Here is a 22,911-nt window from a genome sequence, read left to right on the forward strand (position 1 = left end):
GGCGGGGTCGCTCTCACCGCGTCAGGCGTCGGCGTCGTGCGTTGCGCCCTTGACGCCGCCGGGGAGCCGGCGCGATGCCAGCTTGAGACGGCGCGAGCGTTGATAGGCGCGCACGCTGTAGAACACCAGGAAATAGAAGATCGTCGCGGTCAGCAGGCCGAGCGGGACCGCCCCCACCAGCATCGGCTTGATCAGCGGCAGGAGCGTATCCAGCGACTTCTCGAGAAAGCCTCCGTCCAGATGCCTGTCGATGGTGCGGTGGTCGAGGGTCTTGGCCTCGCCATAGATGATCATGGAGCCGACCTTGTAGGTCGAGGCCCAGATGAAGGGAAAGGTGAGGGGATTGCCCACCGCTGTCCCCAGTGCGGCGGCGACCATGTTTCCGCCGACGATGAAGGCGAGAACGAAGCTCAGAAGGAAATGCAGCCCGATGAAGGGCGTGATCGAGGCAAAGGCGCCGGCGGCGAAGCCGAGGGCGATCGCATTCGGGCTGGCTGTCAGCCTCAGCACACGCTTCGAGAAGTACCGGGCGGAGCGAGCGAAGCTGTGACGCGGCCAGACTGCGACGCGCAGGCGTTCCAGATGGTTCGGCTTGTCACGACGTTTGAAAAGCATGCCTCGTCTTCACGTCCTCTTGTACGTCCGCCAGCGGCGATGCCCGGTCAGCCGATCTCGCGTGTGACGCTGGACACATTCGGCTTTGCCCGTAGCTGATTGATGATGCGATTCAAGTGCTTCAGATCCCATACCTCAAGATCGATAAGGATTTCATGAAAATCTGCGGCTCGTCGCAGCATTTTCAGATTGTCGATATTACCACCCAGTTCGGCAATCGTTGCGGCAATCGTCGCGAGAGATCCAGGTTCGTTGAGGGCGTAGACATTGATGCGCGCCGGGAAGCGTTCCCGCTTCTCTCCGCCCATGTCCCAGCGAACGTCCAGCCAACGATCCGTTTCATCCTCGAACGCCTGAAGTGCCGGCGACTGTATCGGATATATGGTGACGCCGACGCCCGGTGTCAGGATGCCGACGATACGATCGCCGGGGACGGCGCCTCCTTCCGGCGCAAAGGAGACGGGAAGATCGCCGGACAATCCGCGAATCGGCAGTGATCCCTCGCCGTGGCGGCCGTCCTCGCCATCCGGGATGCGGAACTTCATGCCGCTTCCGGACTCAAGGCCGAACCAGCCCGGCTCGCCGGACTGCATCGCATTTGGCAGACGGTCGTCCTGGTAATCCGGGTAAAGGGTGGTGACGATCTCGTGCGCCCGCATTTCGCCGCGTCCGACCGCGGCGAGCAGATCCGCAAGCGCGCTGAAGCCGAGATCGGGCAGCGCCCCTTCGATCCGCTCCTCGTTGAACGCATGCCCTGCCCGACGGAACGCCCTTTCGAGAATGTGCCGGCCCAGCGAGCCATATTGCTGGCGGGCGTTCTCGCGGGTCGCGCGACGGATCGCGGCGCGGGCCTTGCCGGTAACGGCGATCGATTCCCAGGCCGGAGGCGGCGTCTGTGCCTGGCTGCGAACGATGTCGACCTCGTCGCCGTTGCGAAGCTCGGTGACGAGCGGCATGATCTGGCCATTGACCTTGGCGCCGACGCAGGTGTTGCCGATATCGGTGTGGACCGCATAGGCGAAGTCGATGGGCGTTGCGCCGCGGGGCAGGGCGATCAGTCGGCCCTTCGGTGTGAAACAGAACACCTGGTCGTGGAACAGCTCCAGCTTGGTGTTTTCGAGGAATTCTTCGGGCGTATCACCCTGCGACAGCAACTCGATCGTGCGCCGCAGCCATTCGTAGGCGCGGCTTTCGTCGTTGAGCTTGTTGATGTTTCTGCCGCCCAGCTCGCCATCCTTGTAGAGCGCGTGCGCGGCGATCCCGTATTCGGCGACGCGGTCCATCGCCGTTGTGCGGATCTGCAACTCGACGCGCTGACGGCTGGGACCGACGACGGTCGTGTGGATCGACCGGTAGTCGTTCTGCTTGGGAGTCGACAGATAGTCCTTGAAGCGATCGGGCACCGCCGGCCAGGTTGTGTGGACCACGCCGAGCACCCGGTAACAGGCCTCGACCGTGCCGACCACCACGCGAAACCCGTAGATGTCCGACAATTGTTCGAAGGCGATCGACTTCGACTGCATCTTGCGGAAGATCGAGTAGGGCCGCTTCTCCCGCCCCTTGACCAGAGCCGCGATGCCACGCTCTTCCAAGCGCGCCATCAGGTCGTGCTCGATGTCGGTGATCAGGCTCTTGTTCTTGTCGCGAAGCGCCGTCAGCCGATCGGTGATCGTGGAATAGGCATCCGGATTGAGGGTCCTGAAGGCGATGTCCTCCAGTTCCTCGCGCATGTCGTGCATGCCCATGCGTCCGGCGAGCGGCGCATAGATCTCCATCGTCTCCTCGGCGATCCGGCCGCGCTTGTGCTCCGGCATATGGTGGAGCGTACGCATGTTGTGGAGCCGGTCCGCCAGCTTGACGAGCAGGACTCGCACGTCATCGGCGATCGCAAGGAGCAGCTTGCGGAAGTTTTCCGCCTGCTTCGCGCGCTTGGATGCAAGATCGAGACGCTTGATCTTGGTCAGTCCGTCGACGAGCTTGCCGATCTCGGGACCGAACATCCTGTCGATCTCGTCGCGGGTCGCGGATGTGTCTTCGATGGTATCGTGCAACAGGGCGACAGCAATGGTCGCGTCGTCGAGGCGCAGATCCGTGAGAATCGCGGCGACTTCGAGAGGGTGGGAGAAGTAGGGATCTCCCGACGCGCGCTTCTGGGTGCCATGCTTCTGCATGGCATAGACATACGCCTTGTTGAGAAGCGCCTCGTCGGCATTCGGATTGTATCGCTGGACCTTCTCGACCAGCTCATATTGCCGCATCATTGCGGAAACGCCTCACACATCGGTGCGGCCGAGACCATGCCGCTGTCCCACGGGACGCCACGACAGACGACTGCAGGGACAGACGACCGCACGCCGCCGCTCGGCGGCATACGCCGCCAGGCGTCCGCGTTCAGATGTCGTCCTTGCGCTCCGGCGGCACAAGGCCCTCGAGGCCGCGCAGCAGATCTTCCTCGGACATGCGGTCGAACTCGACCGAGCTGTCGTCGACGGCGTTGACCTCGGTTCCGCCTTGACTCTGCGAGGAGGTGTTGGGGACCATCGGAACGGCTTCCGCCTCCGGCTCGTCCACCTCGACATACTTCTGCAGCGAGTGGATCAGATCTTCCTTCAGGTCCTCGGGGCTGATGGTCTGCTCGGCGACCTCCCGCAGGGCAACGACAGGATTCTTGTCGTTGTCGCGATCGATGGTCAACGGCGAGCCGTTGGAAATCATCCGGGCCCGATGGCTCGCAAGCAGCACCAGTTCGAAGCGGTTCTCGACCTTGTCGATGCAGTCTTCGACTGTCACGCGCGCCATAGGTATGCTCCATTTAAACGGTTGTCAGCAAGCGGCGATATGTACTGTGTTGCACCGCAAGACGCAAGCCTTACGAGGAAGGAGGCTACGGTTTTGTTTTTTAATCACGTTTCTAATTTCGCCATGTTTTCCTGTAGACTCTTTCCTTAAACCTGCAGAAGCTCAGTTGCCGCTTTATGGCAAAATGGTGTAGGTGGAAATACTCACAGACGGTTGAGTGTACCGTCCAAAGCAAAAAGACGGGATGCTTGCAGGATTGCATCCCATGGGCACGGAAGCCGGATGGAAATCCGGATTGCAGGTCGATCCGAAAACGATGTCGAGTCGAGCCTCAACTCCTGACGCGGTGGGCGAACCCGCGTCATAAGGCAGCTCGCTGACTTTCCCTTGGGTGCGCTTCTCCCTCGGGGTGGTGGTCGCCCTGCATTGCAATGAAAGGTATTGTACGAGATGTTCGATCCACGAGAGAAGGTTGCGTTGTTCATTGACGGCGCGAACCTGTATTCGACTGCGCGCAGTATTGGATTTGATATTGACTACAAGATGCTGCTTCAGGAATTCCAGAAGACTGGGTATCTTTTGAGGGCGTATTACTATACGGCTCTGATCGAGGACCAGGAATATTCGTCGATCCGTCCGCTGATCGACTGGCTGGATTACAATGGCTACAAAGTTGTCACCAAGCCGGTGAAGGAGTTCGTGGACTCGACCGGGCGTCGCAAGATCAAGGGCAACATGGATATCGAGCTTGCGGTCGATGCCATGGAAATCGTCGAGCATGTCGATCACATCGTCCTGTTTTCCGGCGACGGCGATTTTCGTCCGCTGGTCGAGGCCCTGCAGCGCAAGGGCCGAAAGGTCAGTGTCGTCTCCACCTTGCAGACCCAGCCGCCGATGATTGCCGACGACCTGAGACGGCAGGCCGATCATTTCATCGACCTCGCGAATCTTGCCAAGAAGGTCGGACGCGATCCCGCCGAGCGGCCGGCACGGCCGGCGCCGCGCCGCGCCGAGGTGGAAGAAGACGACGATTATTGAGGCAGGTCGCGGTGTCAGACCTGCCTGATCCTGGACGGGACTGCCCGTTCTGCCCGCGTCTCGTGGCCTTTCGCGAGCGGCACAGGGCGGAGCAGCCTGTCTGGCACAACGCGCCTGTTCCAACCTTCGCCTCCGAGCGGCCCCGGTTGCTGATCGTCGGACTTGCGCCGGGCCTGAGGGGCGCGAACCGCACCGGGCGTCCGTTTACCGGCGACTATGCCGGGGATCTCCTCTACGAGACGTTGGTGGATTTCGGCTTTGCGCGTGGCCAGTACCAGGCGCGACCGGATGACGGGCTCGAACTCGTTGATGCCGCCATCACCAATGCAGTGAGATGCGTTCCGCCGGAGAACAAGCCGACAGGGGCGGAAATCCGAACCTGTCTGCCCTATCTCGCGCAGACCTTCGAGGCCTTGCCTTCGCTCAAGGCTGTGGTGGCGCTCGGGCGTATTGCGCATGATGCGACGCTGTCAGCCCTGGGTGTCAGGCGCGCGGCCCACCCTTTCGGCCACAACGCGCGGCACGAGCTTTCGTCAGGACCCGTTCTGTTCGACAGCTATCATTGCTCCCGCTACAACACCAACACCGGCCGGTTGACCCGCGAGATGTTCCGCGACGTCTTTGCGGCGGTGCGTGTGCAGGTGGATGCGGCGCGGGACGATTGAGGCGATCACATCACGCCGATGCGATCAGGTGGACGGTTCTGCGTCGGGCTCCGCGGCGGAAAACCAGCCGCGCGGGCCAAGATGATCCTGCGGCTGGAAGCGTGCCTTGTAGTCCATCTTGGGCGAGCCCTGCACCCAGTAGCCAAGATAGACATAGGGCAGACCCAGCGCCCTTGCGCGTTCCACATGGTCGAGGATCAGGTGGGTGCCGAGACTTCGGAGCGGAGCTTCGGGCTCGAAGAAGGAATAGACCATCGACAGTCCGTCGCTCAGCCGATCGGTAAGGGCGACCGCGAGAAGCGGGCCGGCACCACGGCCGGTGAGGAACGTATCCGGCCCCCGTCGGCGGTATTCGATCAGCATCGTCTCCACATGGGTGTCCTCGATCATCATCGCATAGTCGAGAACGGTCATATCCGACATGCCGCCATTGGCGTGTCGTGCGTCGAGATAGCGGCGGAAAAGGTCGTATTGCTGCGACGAGGGGGCCGGATCGCTGATGCTGCCCACCAGATCCGCGTTTCGCTTCCACAGGCGGCGGAAGGATCGGGTCCAGCGAAAATCATCGACACGCACCCGGATGGAGACGCAGGCGCGGCAGTTCTCGCAGGCGGGACGATAGGCGATGTTCTGGCTGCGGCGGAACCCGCCCTGGGTGAGCACGTCGTTGAGGATTTGCGCCCGCGAGCCGACGAGATGCGTGAAGACCTTTCTCTCCTGCTTGCCAGGCAGGTAGGGGCAAGGCGACGGCGCAGTCAGGTAGAATTGCGGTGTGTCGGTCGGATGTCGCGTCAAGTGCGTCCTTCCCGCTCAGCGCGTCTCACTACATCGAGAAGCCATAATATATGGGTGCGACAAAAGTGAAAGTCAGCCAGAGCAACAGCGCGAGCGGTGTGCCGGCGACGATAAAATCCGAAAACCGGTAGTGGCCGGGCCCCATGACGATCAGGTTGGTCTGGTAGCCGATCGGCGTCGCGAAGGAGCAGTTGGCGGCGAAGATGACGCAGGTGACGAAGGCTTCCACCGGCATGCCGCTCTGGATCGCCATGTTGACGGCGATTGGTGTGAACAGCACCGCAGTTGCGTTGTTCGACAGAACGTTGGTCAGCAGCATGACCAGCAGGAAGAGGGAGGACAGCATCACCATCGGCCGCTGACCCTCAAGTGCCAGCACCAGGAGATCGGCGATCATGCTGGCTCCGCCGGTGACTTCCAGGGCGCTGGCAGCCGCGATGGAGGCGCCAATGAGCATGAAGATCCGGCTGTCTACCGCGCGCAGCGCCTGCCGCGTGTTGAGGCACCCGGACAGCACCATCGCCAGGGTCGCCGTGATCGAGGCGATGACGATGGGGACGAGGCCGCTGGCGCTGGCCGCCACCATCAGCGCGAAGATGGCGAGCGCTCGCGGGGCCATGCGCCGCGGCGGCAGCTCTGCGGTCGACCAGTCGAGCAGCAGCACGTCGCGGTTCGTGCGCAGCTTCTGGACGCTGGAGGCGTGGCCGGCGACCAGAAGAACGTCTCCCGGCTCGAGCCGGATTTCCGTCATCGCCATGCGCGGCATCCGCGACCGGCGCTGAACGCCCATCACCACGCAGTCCGTCTCGCTGTGAAAGCCGCTCTGGGCGATCGTGCGCCCCGACAGGCGCGAGGCGGGAGCGACCACCACTTCCGCAAGCGTGAGCGAACGCTGCGGCAACGACGTCTCGACCTCGGACGGCTCCTCGCTTTCCGTTGCCATCAACGGGCGCCGTTGCGAGAGGGCGGCCGTCAGCGCATGGCGTGTGGCGGCCACGATCACGGTATCTCCCGGCATCAGGGTGACATTCTCGAAAGGCGGCAGGATCGGTCGCTCGCCGCGCTGGACGAGCCGGACGGTCATGTCCTTCAGAGCGGGAAACAGGCCGGTGACGGAGGTGACGCCTTCCAGAGGATGCCCGGCGGTGATGCCGATCTGGGCGATGAACTGTTTCCCGGACGAGACCTGCAACTCTTCTGCCATCGAGCGCCGCGGCTTCAAGAGATACGGCATGACGAACAGGACATAGAGGATGCCGACGCTCGCCAGGATGCTGCCCATGCCGGTGAAGCTGAAGAAGCCCAGCCGGAGATCGCTGGTGCGGGCCGCCACATCGGCGACCAGCAGGTTGGTCGAGGAGCCGATCAGCGTGGTCATTCCGCCGAGGATGGCGATGAAGGACAGGGGCATCAGCAGCCGCGCCGCCGGTTTGCCCTGCGCCGCGGCGACGGCGGACAAGATCGGCAGGAACATGACCACGACCGGGGTATTGTTAAGGAAGCCGCTGATCACGGCGACGGCGATGAGGATCGGTGCCGCCGCCAGCACCGGACGTTTGCGTGTGGCGTCGACGATGATCTTGGCCGGTTTTTCGAGCGCATCCGTCTGGAACAGCCCCTGTCCGACGATCAGCAGGCAGATGACGGTGACCAGCGCGGGATTGGCGAAGCCGGCGAGCAATTCGGCCGGGCCGATCGTGGCGGTGCCAACGGCCGGTTGGAAAAAGCTGAAAATCAAAAGGAAAGCGACGACGGATCCGAGCGCGACCACCTCCAGGGCGACGCGCTCCAGAGCGTAGAGCACGACGGTGGCCACGATCACCACGAAGGTCAGCAACATCGCGGGATCGATCGGCAGCATGTGGCGGGCTCGTGTCCTTGGTGGGGAGCACGCGAGTTGCGTGCAGCGCGGCACGCGCCATGTGCTTTTTTAATGGGGCGGCGCACTTTCGCAAAGCGGCAATGAGCTCATCCACCGCTTGCTCTTCAGAATGGATTTGCTTGCAAAGACTATTTGGCGGTCAATCCGTTTCGCGCCCGCGGTTCACCACCACCACGCCGAGCACGATGTCGTGCAGCAGACGCTTTTCCGCATTGAAGAAGCTGACGAGCAGGACGAGCGGCGTGAGCAGGCTGAAGGAGAACCAGAACAGCAGGGCATGCATGGCCGCAATCAGCATGTCGGGGCGCCGGCCGTCCAGCATCCGCATGGTGATCCCCATGGCCCGCATGCCGGGCGTTGCACTGTGCGGTCCGCCGAGCGTGATGCTGACATAGGCGAGCGCGACGCCTGGGCCGAGCACCGGGAACAGCGGCCAGCCGAGGCCGAACGTGAAGAGGCCGAGGAACAGAAGCAGCAGGCCGCCGGCAAGGGTCAGGGCGACGATGACCGCCGCATCGATGAAGAAGGCAAGAATGCGATTCGTCCGCAAACCGTCGAACAGTCTCGGATCGAGGCCGGGGATGCCGCGCCCGTCGTCTGTCTCGCCGCCGGAACCCGACGCGTTCCGCTCATACATCGTCAAGCCTCCTTGTCGTCCCTGCAGGTGGTGATGCGGGCGGCTCATGTCAAACCGCTTGTGCGCAAGCCGGTCGCCGGCGATCAGATCCGGGATTCCCCGAGATCGAGCGGGTGCACGGAATGGCCGGCAGCTTCCAGCGCCCCGTGGATGCGGCCCGCGTGATCGCGGTCGTGCGTTTCCATCGTGACGTCGAGGGTCGTGCCTTTGGCCGGCACGTTGAGAAACAGCCGATGGTGGGAAACCTCCAGGATGTTTCCCCCAAGACGGCCGATCAGGGTCGCAATCTCCCCGAGAATGCCCGGACGGTCGGCAGTGGTGATGCGAATCGAGAGCAGGCGGCCCTCGCGGGCGAGTTCCCGCACCATGATCGAGGAGAGCAGGCGTGGGTCGATGTTCCCGCCGCACAGGACAAGACCAACACGCTTACCTGCAAAGCGCTCCGGATAGGCGAGCAGGGCGGCGAGACCGGCCGCTCCCGCGCCCTCGGCCATGGTCTTCTGCCGGGTCAGATAGGCATTGACCGCCCGCTCCAGCGTTGCCTCGTCGACAAGCAGGATGTCGTTGACGGTCTGGCGAACGATCTCGAGCGTGAGCTTGCCGACATTCTTGACCGCAATGCCCTCGGCCAGCGTCGCACCGCCACAGGTGACCGGTTCTCCGCGCAAGGCGCCGATCATGGAGGGGTAGAGGGCGGCCTCCACGCCGACAATCTCGATGTCGGGCCTGGTGGCCCTGGCCGCGACGGCGATCCCCGAGATCAGCCCGCCGCCACCGACCGGAACGACCAGGCAATCGAGGTCCGGGTGGTCTTGCAGCATCTCCAGTGCAATGGTGCCTTGGCCGGAGATGATTGCCGGGTCGTCATAGGGGTGGACCCAGACGAGCCCTTCCTCGTCGGCAATGCGCTCCGCCTCTGCCTGGGCATCGGCCAGGACCTCGCCCGCAAGTACGACACGGGCTCCATAGCCGCGCGTTGCCGCGACCTTCACGAACGGGGTCGGCTCCGGCATGACGATGGTGGCCGGAATCCCGAGCCGAGCGGCATGATAGGCGACGGCTTGCGCATGATTGCCAGCCGACATGGCGATGACACCGCGCCGGCGCTCGGCGTCTGCAAGCGCGGAGAGCTTGACGAGGGCGCCGCGCTCCTTGAACGCGTTGGTGACCTGCAGGTTCTCGTATTTGACGAAAACCTCCGCCCCGGTCAGTTGCGACAGTTTTGGTGCCGGCAGGCACGGCGTGCGCATCACGGCCCCCTCGATGAGCCTTGCAGCCTGAACGATCGTATCGAGGGAAACTTGCATGTGAGTGGTCCGGCTGCGCGAAAAGTTGCGCCCAACTGCCATCAAGCCGGGATCATTTGCAAGCTCAGGATGGTCGCCCCGACCATCAGGCCGGCCAGAGCGATCCGCAAACCGTTCAGCAGACCGATGTTCCCGGTATTGCTGCGAATCCAGCTTCCCGCCAGCAGCCACAAACCGTTCAGGAAACCGCCGAGAAGCAGAAACGTCAGCGACAGGATCAGCGCATCGGCGAAGTAGCGCTCGGCCGAGACGAACTGACTGATTCCTGCGATCTGCATCGCATAGGCTTTCGGATTGAGCGGATGCACCCAGAAGCCCCGGCCGTATCCCGGGATGTGTCCCGACTTGCTGCCGGCTTGTACCGGGCTGCGAACGATCACCCAGGCAAGATACAAAATGTATCCAAGGCAGAGCACCCTCAGCACGTCGAACACCTCCGGCGCGGCTTTCAGCAACGCGAAGAGGCCGGCGACGTTGAGCCAGTATATCACCTGAAAACCGGACATGGTCCCGAGCATGAACGGAAGCGCGGGACGCGCACCAAAGGACATGCTGTTGGCCATCAGCGACATGTTCGCCGGACCCGGGGATCCGACCATGGCCGAGACGAACAGTGCGAGCAGCCCGAACTGGGCGAGAGGCATTATGAGATCTGAAGACATCTGACGGAGGCTTTCCACGAACCGAGGCCGAACGAATGTCCGACTGCGCGCCGCCAGAATTGAGTTGAGCCAAGGGGAGATACAATAGTAACATTGTTCTTATGACAATATTTGCGGATCTGCCGGCCGGCTCGGCAACGACTGTCACCACGCGAGCGCTGGAAGCGCATTTGCGCGATGCGATCGAGCACGGCAATCTGAAACCCGGAGACCGGTTGCCGCCGATCCGCGAGGCGGCATGGAAGCTCGGTTGCGCACCTGGAACCGTGGCCCGCGCCTATCGTGCACTGGAGCTTGCAGGCCTCGCGCACGGGGAGGTCGGTCGCGGCACCTTCATCACGGCCGGCGACAGGAAGCTCGGCTTTCCCCAGCCTGCGGGACCATCTGCGCGTGCTGTCACCGATCTCGCCGTGAACAGCTTTCTGCTCGATGACGCGACCGACCTGCTGGGGGATGCGATGGAGTCGGCGCGCCAGGCATTGGCCGGCGGCGCGCTGCCGCTTGCCTATCTGGCGCCGGGCGCCGATGCCGATATCCGGCAGGTTGCGTCGACGTTTCTCGGCAGATGGTGCGCATCTCCCGATCCCGACCGGATTGTCGTGACGTCCGGTGCACAGGCCGCCATTGCCGCAACCTTCCTGGCGCTCACTGAAAATGGCGGCGGCATTGCCTGCGATGTCCTGACCTATCCGGGAGTGATCGGTGCGGCCAGTGCCGCGCGGGCGCGGCTGCATCCGGTGCGAATGGACCAGGAAGGCATGGAGCCGGAGGCGCTGGATGCCCTGTGCCGGCGCGCCGGCATTTCCTGCGTCTTCCTGATGCCATCGGTCCAGAATCCGACAGGCAGGCAGATGTCGCTCCGCCGCTGCCGGGAACTGGCGGCTGTTGCCGAGCGGCACGGTATCGTGATCATTGAGGATCAGGTTTACGGGTTCCTGCGCGAGCCGGGATCATTGCCGGGTTTTTCCGGTCTTCTGCCTGACGCGACGGTTCTGGTGACGGGACTGTCCAAATGTGTTGCACCGATCCTGCGCGTTGGCTTTGTTGCGGCGCCGCGCCCGCTGACCAGGCAGATTCTCGCTGTCGACAACGCGCTCAGCCTGATGGTGTCTCCGGTCCTGACGCACATGGCCGGGCATGTTCTCGCCGATCCGCGCTTCGAGGGAAGGCTGGAGAGGCTCCGGCGTGCAGTGGCAAGGCGCGCGCCCCTTGTCCATGAACGGTTTCCTGCCCTGCAGCCGGAAACGCTGCAGGGCGGGCTTGCCTGGCTGCCCCTGACCGGTGGGTGGTCGGCGGATGCGTTCGCCGCCGAGGCGGAGGCGCTCGGCGTGCGGGTGGCGCCGGGACGTTGCTTTGCGGTCGAGCCGCGCGGCGCTCCGGATGCGGTCCGCATCTGCCTCGGCTCCGTCTCCGACGACGCCACATTCCTGCGCGCGCTGGAAGACCTCGCCGGCCTGATGTCGCGACCACCGCGCAGCCTGCAGGCGCTTCCCTGACCCCCGCGCCTTAGTCGATGCCCTTGAGCTTGCGCGCCACACTCACAGCGAAATAGGTCAGAACGCCATCGGCGCCGGCACGCTTGAAAGCCATCAGGCTCTCCATCATCGCCCGCTCGCCATCGAGCCAGCCGTTCCCCGCGGCGGCCATGATCATCGCGTATTCGCCCGACACCTGATAGGCGAAGGTGGGGCGCTCGAACGTGTCCTTCACCCGTCGGATGATGTCGAGATAGGGCAGGCCCGGCTTGACCATGATCATGTCGGCGCCTTCCTCCAGATCCAGCGCCACCTCGTGCAGTGCCTCGTCGCTGTTGGCCGGATCCATCTGGTAGGTCCGCTTGTCGCCGACCAGCGTCGCGTTGGTTCCGACCGCGTCGCGGAACGGACCATAGAAGGCGGAGGCATATTTCGCCGCATAGGACATGATCTGGACGCCCGCGTAGCCTGCCGCGTCGAGGCCGGCACGGATCGCGCCAATACGGCCATCCATCATGTCGGAGGGAGCAATGACATCGGCGCCGGCCTCCGCCTGCAGCAAGGCCTGGCCCACGAGTTGGGCGACGGTCTCGTCGTTGAGGATCGTCTCTCCCGCCATCAAGCCGTCATGGCCATGGCTGGTATAGGGATCGAGAGCGACATCCGTGACGATGCCGATCGGCAGACCCACCGCCTTGATCGCCCGGCAGGCTCGGCAGATCAGGTTCTCCGGATTGAGCGCCTCGGAGCCTGCGGCATCGCGCAAGACCGGATCGGTGTTGGGGAACAGGGCGATTGCCGGGATACCCAGTTCCGCGGCGGTTTCGACTTGGCGCGCGATCCGGTCGACGCTGTAGCGCATGACGCCGGGCATCGACGAGACAGGCTGCTCGACATCCGTTCCATCGGTCAGGAAAAGCGGCCAGATCAGATCGTCCACCGTGAGCGTGTTCTCGCGCACCATCCGACGGGACCAGTCGGTGCGACGGTTCCGTCGCATGCGCCGCCCCCCGAGGATGCCAGGGACGTCGGCAGAGGGACGGAGGGCGGAGGGGCGCTGGTCAGCGGTCATGTCGGGTTCCGTGCAACACTGGCAATTGAGCTGGTAGACCCTAGCACCGCAGGAGCGGCGTTCGAAAGCCTGCCGCGCAAAGCATCCAAGGCCGGATTGACGCAGGCGCGGGGGCTGGCTAATCCAGCTAGCGTCAACGTGGAAGGTTGGGTTCCCCCCTTGCCGGCACGGCGACAGGTTTGGGAGGACGCAGGCGATGGATTTTACGCTCGGAGAGGACCAGCGCGCGTTTCAGGATGTCGCCCGCCAGTTCGCACGCGACGAGATGGAGCCCAAGGCTCGGGAGTGGGACGAAAAGTCGTTCTTTCCCGTCGAGACGCTGCGCAAGGCCGCCGAACTCGGCTTTGGCGGGATCTATGTCGGCGACGACGTCGGTGGCTCCGGTCTGGGGCGGCTGGATGCCGCGGTGATCTTCGAGGAACTCGCCGCCGGCTGCACCTCCACGGCCGCCTATATCTCCATTCACAATATGGCCGCGTGGATGATCGACCGCTTCGGCACGCAGGAGCAGCGCGAGCGGTTCCTGCCGGAGCTGTGCTCGATGGCGCGCTTTGCCAGCTACTGCCTGACCGAGCCTGGGGCCGGCTCGGATGCGGCAAGCCTGCGCACGCGCGCCGTGAGGGACGGCGATCATTACGTCGTGAACGGCTCGAAAGCCTTCATTTCCGGCGGCGGGGCATCGGATGTCTATGTGGTCATGGTCCGTACGGGCGGCGATGGCCCCAAGGGGATTTCCTGCCTCGTCGTCGAGAAGGACACGCCGGGGCTCAGCTTCGGTGCGCAGGAGATCAAGCTTGGCTGGAAAAGCCAGCCCACGGCCCAGGTAAACTTCACCGATTGCCGGGTCCCGGTCGCCAACCGCATCGGCGAGGAAGGCGAGGGCTTCCGCATCGCGATGGCGGGCCTCGATGGCGGCCGCCTGAACATCGGCGCCTGCTCGCTCGGCGCGGCGCAGAGCTGCCTGGACCGCTCCATCGCCTATCTCAAGGAGCGCCGGCAGTTCGGACGGCCGCTCGCGGAGTTCCAGGCGCTGCAGTTCCGCCTCGCCGACATGGCGACGGAGCTGGAAGCCGCGCGGCTGCTGCTGCACAAGGCGGCGACGCTGGTGGATGCGAAGACGCCGGATGCGACGCGCATGGCGGCAATGGCCAAGCGGATGGCCACGGATGTCGGCTTTGCCGTCGTGAACGAGGCATTGCAATTGCACGGTGGTTACGGCTATCTGCGAGACTATCCGGTGGAGCGTTATCTTCGTGATGTCCGGGTGCATCAGATTCTGGAAGGCACGAACGAGATCATGCGTGTCATTATCGCCAGGGATCTTCTGAAGGATTGACCTGGAAGGACGGTAGTTCCGCGAATTATGCGCTCTATGTGTTTCGAATTAATCGAGAGTTCCGGCGAATTTTTGAGGATACTTGATGAGCGAACCCGAAGTTCTGTTTGATCGGATCGGCCATGCCGGCGTCATGACCCTGAACCGGCCGAAGGCGCTCAACGCCCTGAACCACGGCATGGTGCTCGCGATGGCCGATCAGTTGGAGCGGTGGGCAGGCGACGACGCGGTGCGCCACGTGATCGTGCGCGGGACGGGAGATCGCGCCTTTTGCGCAGGTGGCGACATTCGCAAGATCTATGACCAGGGCATGGCAGGCGATCCGACGCGGGCACGGTTCTTCGCGGACGAATATCGCCTGAACGTCCGCATCAAGCGCTTCCCGAAGCCCTATATCGCGCTCATCGACGGGATCGTCATGGGCGGCGGAGTGGGGGTTTCCGTCCATGGCAGCCACCGCGTCGGCACCGAGCGCACGACCTTCGCCATGCCGGAGACCGGCATCGGGTTCTTTCCCGATGTGGGCGGCTCCTGGTTCCTTCCACGCATGCCGCAGGAGACCGGCATGATGGCGGCGCTCTCCGCCGGCCGCCTCAAGCAGGCCGATGCGCTGTGGACCGGCATCCTCACGCATGGAATTGCGTCCACCGACATGGAGGCGCTGGCGAGCGCGCTGACCGAGACCGACGCGGTCGACGAGGTCATCGCCGGTTTTTCGCGGCGCCATGACGCCGGCGCGGCGCCAATCGCGGCGCGTGCACCGAGGATCGCCGAGATCTTTGGCCGGGCTTCGGTTGCCGAGATTCTCGAGGCTCTCGATGAGCTGGCTGGCGCGGCGGGCGACCCCGATGCGGACTGGGCACAAGGTCTGGCGGACACAATCCGCGCCAAGTCGCCGACCAGCGTGATGCTGGCGTTCCAGCAGTTGCGACGCGGCGCGGAGCTCGATTTCGAGGCTTGCATGCGCCTTGAATATCGGATCCTCAGTCACATCCTCCAGGGGGCCGACTTCTACGAGGGCGTGCGAGCGGTGATCGTCGACAAGGACAATGCGCCGCGCTGGTCACCAACCCATCTTGCCGATGTGACGGAGGCCGACATTCTCGCGCATTTCGAGCGGCCCGAGAGCGGCGACCTCGACGTGTGAGGCGTGCTTCCGGCAGGGGGCGGAAAGGCTTTTCATGACTGCGCTGTTTCTCGAGTTCCTGAAGAACAGGCCGCCCTGGTCGGTCACGCTGGTCCTGTACCTGCGGGCCATGGCCATTCTGCTGCTCTTCGCCGGTCTCATCCACTGGGGCCGCATCGTCGGCATAACGCCGTGGCGCGGCCAGTGGTTCTGGGAAATGCCGGTCGAGTGGCAGGCGGCGACGGTGTTCTTCGCCGTGCTCGACCTGGTCGCGGCTATCGGCCTCTGGTTGACGGTCTCCTGGGGCACGGTCATGTGGCTGACCAGGGCGCTCAGCCAGGTCGTCATGCACACGCTGTTTTCCGACATCTACGGTCGCCGGCCCTACGAGATCGCCTTCTATCTGACGACCATCGCGATCTATCTGATCCTGCTTTATTTGAGCGAGCGGGAACAGAGGCGCTGACGACGCTGCCGCAATCGGGGCCGGACCAACCGAGCCGGATCGTCAGGATATCGCCCGGCCATCGGGGCGGCGGGCGCGAGTGACATGGTTTGCCCGAGGGGGCGCAAAAGGGAGAAGACGCTTATGGCAACGGTCGGGTTTATCGGGCTTGGCAACATGGGCGGGCCGATGGCCGCCAATCTCGTCAAGGCCGGCCACGATGTGCGCGGGCTGGACCTTTCGGCGGACGCCAAGGCCCGTCTGAAGGAGGTGGGCGGCAGGCCCGTGGACAATCTCGCGGAGGTGGCGGCCGACGCGGATGTGATCGTTTCGATGCTTCCTGCCGGCGGTCACGTGCGCAAGGTCTACACGGGGGAGGGCGGTGTGCTCGCGCATGCCCGCCCCGGGACGCTGCTGATCGACAGTTCGACGATCGATGTGGAAAGCGCCCGGGCGGTGGCCGCCGCTGCCGAGGCGGCGGGCATGCCGATGGTCGACGCACCGGTTTCCGGCGGCGTCGGCGGCGCGACTGCGGGTACGCTGACCTTCATGGTGGGCGGCCCCGATGCGGCATTCGAGGCGGCGCGGCCGTATCTTGAGGTGATGGGCAAGACGATTGTGCATGCCGGAGGCGCCGGAACGGGGCAGGCAGCCAAGATCTGCAACAACATGCTTCTCGGTATCTCGATGATCGGCACCTGCGAGGCTTTCGTGCTGGCGGAGCGCCTCGGCCTGGATGCGCAGAAGCTGTTCGACATTTCCTCCACCGCATCGGGGCAGTGCTGGTCGCTGACCACCTATTGTCCGGTGCCGGGCCCCGTGCCGACGTCGCCGGCCAATCGGGACTATCAGCCAGGGTTTGCTGCAGCGATGATGCTGAAGGACCTCAAGCTGGCCCAGGAAGCGGCCCATGCCAGCGGCGCGTCTACGCCCCTGGGAGCGGAAGCTGCGGCGCTTTACAATCTTTTCTGCAATTCCGGCGAGGCCGATACGGATTTTTCCGGCATCGTCCGCTTTCTGCGGGGCAAGGCCCAGGATTGAGCCCCCGGACTCTCCGGCAGTCTGTTTCCTCACGGCACGGCGCGGGATACTTGTCCCGCGCCGGTTTGCGTTGCAGGGCTTGGAAAGCGCGGAACTCGGCAGCAAATATCCTTAACGGAAGGTATTTCGTGGCATCCTGCATTGCTTTTGCGTGTTAACCAGAGATTTAGTCTCCTTTTTAAGCGGATTTTAGAGGCCTGCCCGTATTGTCGGTTTCAAGGTGACGACAAACGCACCACCAACAATACATGAGGCGCAAACAAATGATGACGGCAAAGAAGGCAGTCGACGTCGCGTTGCAGGCTGAAGAAGGCGATGACATCAAGCCGCTCTACCTCGAGGCTCTGACTCTGGTCGAGCGTCTGCATCGGCGGTTGCTCGACGTGATCAAGGACGAGTTCGACCGCGAAGGGCGTGCAGACGTGAACAGCGTGCAGGCGCTGCTGCTGTTCAACATCGGCGATGCTGAACTGACCGCCGGAGAACTGCGCACCCGCGGCTACTATCTCGGCTCGAACGTGTCGTACAACTTGAAGAAGCTCGTCGACATGGGCTTCATCCACCATCAGCGTTCGCGCACCGATCGCCGGTCGGTTCGTGTCAGTCTGACGCCGAAGGGCAAGGATGTCGCGGAGAAGGTGAACGCGCTCTATGAGCGGCACATGTTGTCGGTCGAACAGGTCGGCGAGATCGGTCCGGACGATTTCAAGGTGCTCAATCGCTCGCTGCGCCGGCTGGAGCGCTTCTGGACCGACCAGATCCTCTACCGTCTCTGACAGTGCGGGACAGACAGTCCCGCGTCGTCCTCATCGAAGCCGTCTCGTGCTTGACCGCGCGGGACGGCTTCGCTGCATTCGGGCGCGGCATGCCGCCGTTTTTCGCGTTGCGACATGAATGCGCCATAATGGAGTGGCTTACGGAGACGGCACCATTCGGCTGGGATGGGGCGGTCCGGGCAGAGGTGTTGCCGCGTCGGGCCGGGGCTGGTTTCGTTTGCGCGCGGATCGTGAGTATTTGTTAAGTCCGTCGACGTATCCTTAACGGGACCTTTCTGAGCTTGATCTGGGACTGGAGTCGATACGGTGGGATTTGCAGTGACCGACCTTTTCGAAGGACGCATGTTCGGGTTGCGTGCCGGTGCGAAAGGCGCCGCACTTGCTCTTACGGGCATTTTCGCCTCGTTTGCCGCAGGGGATGCCGCCACGGCGCAGCCGGCTCCTGTCCAGATGATGCTTGAGCAGCAGCGGGTCGAATGGCGCGACCAGTTCGATACGACGATGCGGACGCTGCAGGCTGTCGAGTCGACGTTTCCAACCCTGTCTCCGGACACCGCCAGCTATGTCGAAGGCGCCATCCAGCGCTATTCCATGATCGTGCAGCAAGGTGGCTGGCCGCAGGTGACGAGCGGCCGCCAGGCCATGCGCCTTGGCGTTCGCGAGGAGCATGTGCTGTCGCTGCGCCGCCGGCTGATGGTCTCCGGCGACCTTGAGCAGACGGCCGGGTTTTCGGACACCTTCGATTCCTATGTCGATGCTGCCGTGCGCCGCTTCCAGCTCCGCCACGGACTGTCGCCGGATGGCGTGGTCGGCAAGACCACGCTGATCGCCATGAACGTGCCGGCGGATGTCCGGCTGTCCCAGTTGGAGACCAACCTGGTGCGGCTGCGCTCCATGTCGGGCTTCCTTGGCGATCGCTACGTGATGGTCAATATTCCGGCGGCGGAGATCGAGGCGGTTGAAAACGGGCGCGTGCGCTCGCGCCACACGGCGGTGGTCGGCAAGATCGACCGCCAGACGCCCATCCTGAACTCGTCGATCTACGAGCTCAATTTCAACCCGTACTGGACGGTGCCGGTTTCGATCATCCGCAAGGATCTCATCCCCAAGATGAACGAGGATCCAGCCTATCTGGAGAAGAACCGCATCCGGATCTTCGACTGGAAGGGCAATGAGCTCGCTTGGCAGCAGATCAACTGGAGCACCGATGAGGCGACCCAGTACCAGTTCCGCCAGGATCCGGGCGAGATCAATTCGCTTGGCTCCGTGCGGATCAACTTCCACAACACGCATCAGGTCTATCTGCACGACACGCCGTCCAAGTCGCTCTTCGGCTCGGATTACCGTTTCCATTCGTCCGGTTGCGTGCGTGTGCAGAATGTCAGGGAACTGATCACCTGGCTGCTGGAAAGCACCACCTCGGACTGGAGCCGCGCACGGGTTGACGAGACCATTCGCTCCGGAGCCCGCGAGGACGTGAAGCTCGGGACCAAGATCCCGATCTACATGTCCTATGTCACTGCCTGGGCGACCGCCGAGGGCGTGGTGCATTTCCGTGAAGACATCTACAACCGCGACGGTCTGCTGATGAGCGACGCGACGATGGGCAGTGCGTCCCTGCAGTGATTGTGAGGCTGCGGCACGCCGCAGCACGGGGGCACGTCGCCTGCCGGCTGCCCTGGGCGGCCTCCGACACGTCGGAGGCCGTAAGTCGTATGGCTGAAGACTGGTGCTTGCAGACGGGGGCCTGAAGCCGGGTACCTGAAGTCGGGCGGGGGAAGTCGTGACCCTGGGAAAGCCGCCGAAAGGCGAGGTTTATTTCGAATTTCATCCCCTCGGGCGCCAGGTCCGGGTTGCGGCAATCGATGGCGATACCGGCACCGAGGTTGTCGTCATGGGGCCGATCCAGGCCTCGCAGGCCGACCTGCAGCAGCTCGCTCTCCGCAAGCTCATGAAGCGTCTGGCCGAAATCGGGCCAACGCGCTGAAGGGCCGGGCATCGTGAGCCGGCGTGATGTCGGGCGCCGGCAATGGCCCTTGGTTCCCGCGTGCGGCTGTGCTATCTGGCGAAGCCTTTCGGATGGACCGGACCGGGCAGCATTCAGCAGCGCTGAGTCCGGTAGGCCGGGCGTTTTCCGTTCGCCTGCGGTTGCGGCGCCTGTGGTCGCGATGCGCGGCTGATCTCACTTCAGGACTGCTAGAGGGGACCGACGATGTCGATGACTGAAACCACGCTCGACACGCCGATTTATCCGGATTTCTTCACCCGTTCGCTTGCGGACGTGGATCCGGATATCAATGCGGCGATCACCAGCGAACTCGGTCGCCAGCGCCATGAGATCGAGCTGATCGCGTCCGAGAACATCGTCTCGCTCGCGGTGCTTGAGGCCCAGGGCACGATCCTGACCAACAAGTATGCGGAAGGCTATCCGGGCAAGCGCTACTATGGCGGCTGCGAGTTCGTCGATGTCGTCGAGACGCTGGCGATCGAGCGCGCCAAGCAGCTTTTCGGCGCACAGTTCGCCAATGTGCAGCCGAATTCCGGCAGCCAGATGAATCAGGCCGTGTTCCTCGCCCTGCTGCAGCCGGGCGACACCTTCATGGGGCTTGACCTCAACTCGGGCGGTCACCTGACCCACGGCTCTCCGGTCAACATGTCCGGCAAGTGGTTCAACGTCGTGTCCTATGGTGTACGGCAGGATGACCATCTGCTCGACATGGACGAGATCGCGCGCCTTGCCGAGCAGCACAAGCCGAAGCTGATCATCGGCGGCGGCACGGCCTATTCCCGAATCTGGGACTGGAAGCGCCTGCGCGAGATCGCCGACTCGGTCGGCGCCTATCTGATGGTCGACATGGCTCACATTGCCGGCTTGGTCGCCGGCGGCGCGCATCCTTCGCCGCTGCCGCATGCCCATGTGGTCACCACCACCACGCACAAGTCGCTGCGTGGTCCGCGCGGCGGCCTCATTCTCACCAACGACGAGGCGATCGCCAAGAAGGTGAACTCGGCCGTTTTCCCGGGGCTGCAGGGCGGGCCGCTGATGCATGTGATCGCGGCCAAGGCGGTTGCGCTCGGCGAGGCTCTGCGCCCCGAATTCAAGACTTACGCGCACGCCGTTGTCGCCAACGCCAAGGCGCTTGCCGCCAGCCTGCAGGAGCAGGGGCTCGACATCGTCTCCGGCGGCACCGACAACCACCTGATGCTCGTCGACCTGCGCCCGAAGAACGCCACCGGCAAGCGCGCCGAGGCGGCTCTCGGCCGTGCCAACATCACCTGCAACAAGAACGGCATTCCGTTCGATCCGGAAAAGCCCTTCGTCACCTCCGGCATTCGTCTCGGCACCCCGGCGGGAACCACCCGTGGCTTCGGCCAGGGCGAGTTCCGCGAGATCGGTCGCCTGATCGGTGAAGTGCTCGACGGTCTGCGCAGCGCCAACAGCGAGGATGGCAATGCGGAGGTCGAGGCGCGGGTGAAGGAGAAGGTGATCGCACTCACCGATCGTTTCCCGATCTACCCGACTCTCTGAGCGCGAGCCGGCGCGCAGGTCGCGTGCCGGCAGCCAGTCTCCGTGGATCGCCTCTTGCAGGGGTCCGCCGGCCCGGAGCCAAGACAGCATGAAGTGCCCGTATTGCGGGTGTGACGACACCCAGGTGAAGGACTCGCGTCCCACGGAGGACAACACCGCGATCCGCCGCCGTCGGATCTGCACCGCTTGCGGTGGCCGCTTCACCACGTTCGAGCGGGTCCAGTTGCGCGAGTTGACCGTGATCAAGCGCAGCGGCCGGCGTGTTCCCTTCGATCGTGACAAGCTGATGCAGTCGGTGCGCATCGCCACCCGCAAGCGTCCGGTTGAACCGGAGAAGCTGGAGCGGATGGTGAGCGGCATCGTCCGGCAGCTCGAAAGCTCGGGAGAAAGCGACATCAAGGCGAGCGACATCGGCAACCTGGTCATGGAGGGCCTGAAGGTGATCGATGATGTCGCCTATGTCCGCTTTGCTTCCGTCTACAAGAATTTTCGCGAAGCCAAGGATTTCGAGGCGCTCCTCGACGAGATGAGCGGGCCTGACGCCGCTCCCGTCGGCGAAGGCTGATCCTTGGACATGAACTGACCATGCCGGACAGTTGGGACGATGATCGTTTCATGGCCGCCGCCGCCTCTTATGCGCGGCGAGCGCTGGGACGCGTTTGGCCCAACCCGGCCGTCGGAGCGCTGATCGTGCGCGACGACGGCGACGGCCCCGTTGTCGTCGGACGCGGCTATACCCGTCCGCCGGGAGGTCCCCACGCGGAAGTGGTCGCGCTCGCACAGGCAGGAGAAGCGGCCCGGGGGGCTACCTGCTACGTGACGCTGGAGCCGTGCTCCCATCACGGGCGGACGGGGCCGTGCTGCGTGGCGCTGGCCGAAGCGGGTGTGCGGCGTGTGGTGATTGGTCTGCTCGATCCCAACCCGCGCGTCGCCGGGCGCGGCGTCGCCATGTTGCAGGCGTCCGGCGTCGAGGTTCGCTCAGGGGTGCGGGAGGATCTGTGCAGCGCGCTCCACGCAGGTCATGTCAGCCGCCTGACCCGGGGTCGTCCGCTGGTCGTGTTGAAGCTGGCGGTATCGCAGGACGGGTTCATCGGCCGGCGCGGCGCCGGCCAGATCGCCATCACGGGGGACGATGTCTTCCGCCGTGTGCATGTTCTTCGGGCCGAGTGCGATGGGATCCTGGTCGGGATCGGCACGGCGCTCGCCGACGATCCGATGCTGAACTGCCGATTGCCGGGGCTGTCCCATCGCTCGCCCGTCCGCATCGTTCTCGACACGACCGCGCGGTTGCCGCTGGAAAGCAGGCTGGTGAAGAGCGCGGGCGACATCCCGCTCTGGCTGCTGGTGGCGGCCGATGCGGAGGTCGAAAAGGTCGACGCGCTGAGCGCGGCGGGCTGCACGGTGATCCGCCTGGCGCGAGCCAAGGGAGAGCCGATCGACCCGCGGACCGCCGTTCGCGCCCTCGGCCAGCGCGGCATTACCAAGCTGATGGTCGAGGGAGGCTCGGCGGTCGCCCGTGCGTTTCTCGATGCCGATCTGGCCGATGAAGTCATCATCTCGCAAAGCGATCTGACCATCGGCGACGGCGGCATCCTTCCCTTCGGGGAACGCGGGGTCGACCTGGTGACCGCTAGCGTGTTTTTCCGCAAGGTCGGGGCAAGGCGGTTCGGTGCCGACACCATGACCCATTTCCTTCGTGAAAGGAGCTGAG

General features: G+C 64.0%; 22 protein-coding genes. 13 read left to right on the forward strand and 9 right to left on the reverse strand.

Going from position 1 to position 22,911, the window contains the following annotated elements; all coding sequences use genetic code 11:
* Window positions 1–21: 21 nt before the first annotated feature.
* The 3 genes from P2PM1_RS10190 to rpoZ all read right to left on the reverse strand — a co-directional run bounded on the left by P2PM1_RS10190 (window position 22) and on the right by rpoZ (window position 3,414).
* Complete coding sequence (locus tag P2PM1_RS10190; protein ID WP_186389582.1) at window positions 22–615, reverse strand: DUF2062 domain-containing protein; 594 nt, start codon at window positions 613–615, stop codon at window positions 22–24.
* Window positions 616–662: 47 nt separating this feature from the next.
* A complete protein-coding gene (locus tag P2PM1_RS10195) occupies window positions 663–2,876 on the reverse strand; it encodes a bifunctional (p)ppGpp synthetase/guanosine-3',5'-bis(diphosphate) 3'-pyrophosphohydrolase (RefSeq protein WP_186389581.1) in 2,214 nt (737 codons plus the stop codon).
* Between the two features lie 130 nt (window positions 2,877–3,006).
* Entirely contained in the window at window positions 3,007–3,414 is a 408-nt protein-coding gene (gene rpoZ / locus P2PM1_RS10200) for a DNA-directed RNA polymerase subunit omega (RefSeq protein ID WP_186389580.1), read from the reverse strand.
* Between the two features lie 450 nt (window positions 3,415–3,864).
* Here rpoZ and P2PM1_RS10205 point away from each other — a divergent pair, with 450 nt between their 5' ends.
* Together P2PM1_RS10205 and P2PM1_RS10210 are read left to right on the forward strand one after the other, a co-directional pair.
* Window positions 3,865–4,452 (forward strand): NYN domain-containing protein, encoded by a 588-nt coding sequence (locus P2PM1_RS10205; protein WP_186389579.1) that lies wholly within the window; start codon window positions 3,865–3,867, stop codon window positions 4,450–4,452.
* An 11-nt stretch (window positions 4,453–4,463) separates the two neighbouring features.
* Window positions 4,464–5,117, forward strand: coding sequence for a uracil-DNA glycosylase (locus P2PM1_RS10210; protein ID WP_186390075.1), 654 nt, complete (start codon window positions 4,464–4,466; stop codon window positions 5,115–5,117).
* A gap of 24 nt (window positions 5,118–5,141) precedes the next feature.
* On the opposite strand, the gene P2PM1_RS10215 is transcribed toward P2PM1_RS10210, so the two are convergent.
* The 5 genes from P2PM1_RS10215 to P2PM1_RS10235 all read right to left on the reverse strand — a co-directional run bounded on the left by P2PM1_RS10215 (window position 5,142) and on the right by P2PM1_RS10235 (window position 10,400).
* Complete coding sequence (locus tag P2PM1_RS10215) at window positions 5,142–5,912, reverse strand: arginyltransferase (RefSeq protein WP_186389578.1); 771 nt, start codon at window positions 5,910–5,912, stop codon at window positions 5,142–5,144.
* 28 nt (window positions 5,913–5,940) lie between these two features.
* Window positions 5,941–7,773 carry an SLC13 family permease gene (locus tag P2PM1_RS10220; protein WP_186389577.1) on the reverse strand — a complete coding sequence of 611 codons (1,833 nt, stop codon included), beginning with the start codon at window positions 7,771–7,773 and terminating at the stop codon, window positions 5,941–5,943.
* Window positions 7,774–7,933: 160 nt separating this feature from the next.
* Entirely contained in the window at window positions 7,934–8,431 is a 498-nt protein-coding gene (locus tag P2PM1_RS10225) for an RDD family protein (protein ID WP_186398984.1), read from the reverse strand.
* 83 nt (window positions 8,432–8,514) lie between these two features.
* Window positions 8,515–9,738 carry a threonine ammonia-lyase gene (locus tag P2PM1_RS10230; protein ID WP_186389575.1) on the reverse strand — a complete coding sequence of 408 codons (1,224 nt, stop codon included), beginning with the start codon at window positions 9,736–9,738 and terminating at the stop codon, window positions 8,515–8,517.
* A 41-nt stretch (window positions 9,739–9,779) separates the two neighbouring features.
* On the reverse strand, window positions 9,780–10,400 hold the full coding sequence (locus P2PM1_RS10235) for a LysE family translocator (RefSeq protein WP_186398985.1): 621 nt from the start codon (window positions 10,398–10,400) through the stop codon (window positions 9,780–9,782).
* A gap of 101 nt (window positions 10,401–10,501) precedes the next feature.
* Between P2PM1_RS10235 and P2PM1_RS10240 the strand changes: the two genes are divergently transcribed.
* Window positions 10,502–11,896, forward strand: a complete 1,395-nt coding sequence (locus P2PM1_RS10240) for a PLP-dependent aminotransferase family protein (RefSeq protein ID WP_256376458.1) — start codon at window positions 10,502–10,504, stop codon at window positions 11,894–11,896.
* A gap of 10 nt (window positions 11,897–11,906) precedes the next feature.
* Here P2PM1_RS10240 and hemB read toward each other — a convergent pair whose 3' ends face one another.
* On the reverse strand, window positions 11,907–12,947 hold the full coding sequence (gene hemB / locus P2PM1_RS10245; protein ID WP_186398987.1) for a porphobilinogen synthase: 1,041 nt from the start codon (window positions 12,945–12,947) through the stop codon (window positions 11,907–11,909).
* A 196-nt stretch (window positions 12,948–13,143) separates the two neighbouring features.
* Here hemB and P2PM1_RS10250 point away from each other — a divergent pair, with 196 nt between their 5' ends.
* From P2PM1_RS10250 to ribD, 10 genes are all read left to right on the forward strand, one after another.
* Window positions 13,144–14,283, forward strand: coding sequence for an isobutyryl-CoA dehydrogenase (locus tag P2PM1_RS10250; RefSeq protein ID WP_186398988.1), 1,140 nt, complete (start codon window positions 13,144–13,146; stop codon window positions 14,281–14,283).
* An 85-nt stretch (window positions 14,284–14,368) separates the two neighbouring features.
* Entirely contained in the window at window positions 14,369–15,430 is a 1,062-nt protein-coding gene (locus P2PM1_RS10255; protein ID WP_186398989.1) for an enoyl-CoA hydratase/isomerase family protein, read from the forward strand.
* A gap of 34 nt (window positions 15,431–15,464) precedes the next feature.
* Window positions 15,465–15,875, forward strand: a complete 411-nt coding sequence (locus P2PM1_RS10260) for a DUF6163 family protein (protein ID WP_186389569.1) — start codon at window positions 15,465–15,467, stop codon at window positions 15,873–15,875.
* A 123-nt stretch (window positions 15,876–15,998) separates the two neighbouring features.
* Window positions 15,999–16,895: a 3-hydroxyisobutyrate dehydrogenase gene (gene mmsB, locus P2PM1_RS10265; protein WP_186398990.1), complete on the forward strand. Its 897-nt coding sequence runs from the start codon at window positions 15,999–16,001 to the stop codon at window positions 16,893–16,895.
* Window positions 16,896–17,158: 263 nt separating this feature from the next.
* On the forward strand, window positions 17,159–17,671 hold the full coding sequence (gene ldtR / locus P2PM1_RS10270) for a transcriptional regulator LdtR (protein WP_186389567.1): 513 nt from the start codon (window positions 17,159–17,161) through the stop codon (window positions 17,669–17,671).
* Between the two features lie 342 nt (window positions 17,672–18,013).
* Entirely contained in the window at window positions 18,014–19,297 is a 1,284-nt protein-coding gene (locus P2PM1_RS10275; protein ID WP_186390074.1) for a L,D-transpeptidase family protein, read from the forward strand.
* A gap of 157 nt (window positions 19,298–19,454) precedes the next feature.
* Entirely contained in the window at window positions 19,455–19,658 is a 204-nt protein-coding gene (locus tag P2PM1_RS10280; RefSeq protein WP_208985235.1) for a hypothetical protein, read from the forward strand.
* 231 nt (window positions 19,659–19,889) lie between these two features.
* The gene (gene glyA, locus P2PM1_RS10285; protein ID WP_208985245.1) at window positions 19,890–21,200 is read left to right on the forward strand and encodes a serine hydroxymethyltransferase; all 1,311 of its coding nucleotides are present in this window, start codon (window positions 19,890–19,892) and stop codon (window positions 21,198–21,200) included.
* A gap of 88 nt (window positions 21,201–21,288) precedes the next feature.
* Window positions 21,289–21,765 (forward strand): transcriptional regulator NrdR, encoded by a 477-nt coding sequence (gene nrdR, locus P2PM1_RS10290; RefSeq protein WP_186395779.1) that lies wholly within the window; start codon window positions 21,289–21,291, stop codon window positions 21,763–21,765.
* A 50-nt stretch (window positions 21,766–21,815) separates the two neighbouring features.
* Window positions 21,816–22,910: a bifunctional diaminohydroxyphosphoribosylaminopyrimidine deaminase/5-amino-6-(5-phosphoribosylamino)uracil reductase RibD gene (ribD, locus tag P2PM1_RS10295; protein WP_208985236.1), complete on the forward strand. Its 1,095-nt coding sequence runs from the start codon at window positions 21,816–21,818 to the stop codon at window positions 22,908–22,910.
* The last annotated feature ends 1 nt before the right edge of the window (window position 22,911 follow it).

This window comes from Stappia sp. P2PMeth1, assembly GCF_900185735.1.
Classification (GTDB): Bacteria; Pseudomonadota; Alphaproteobacteria; order Rhizobiales; family Stappiaceae; genus Stappia.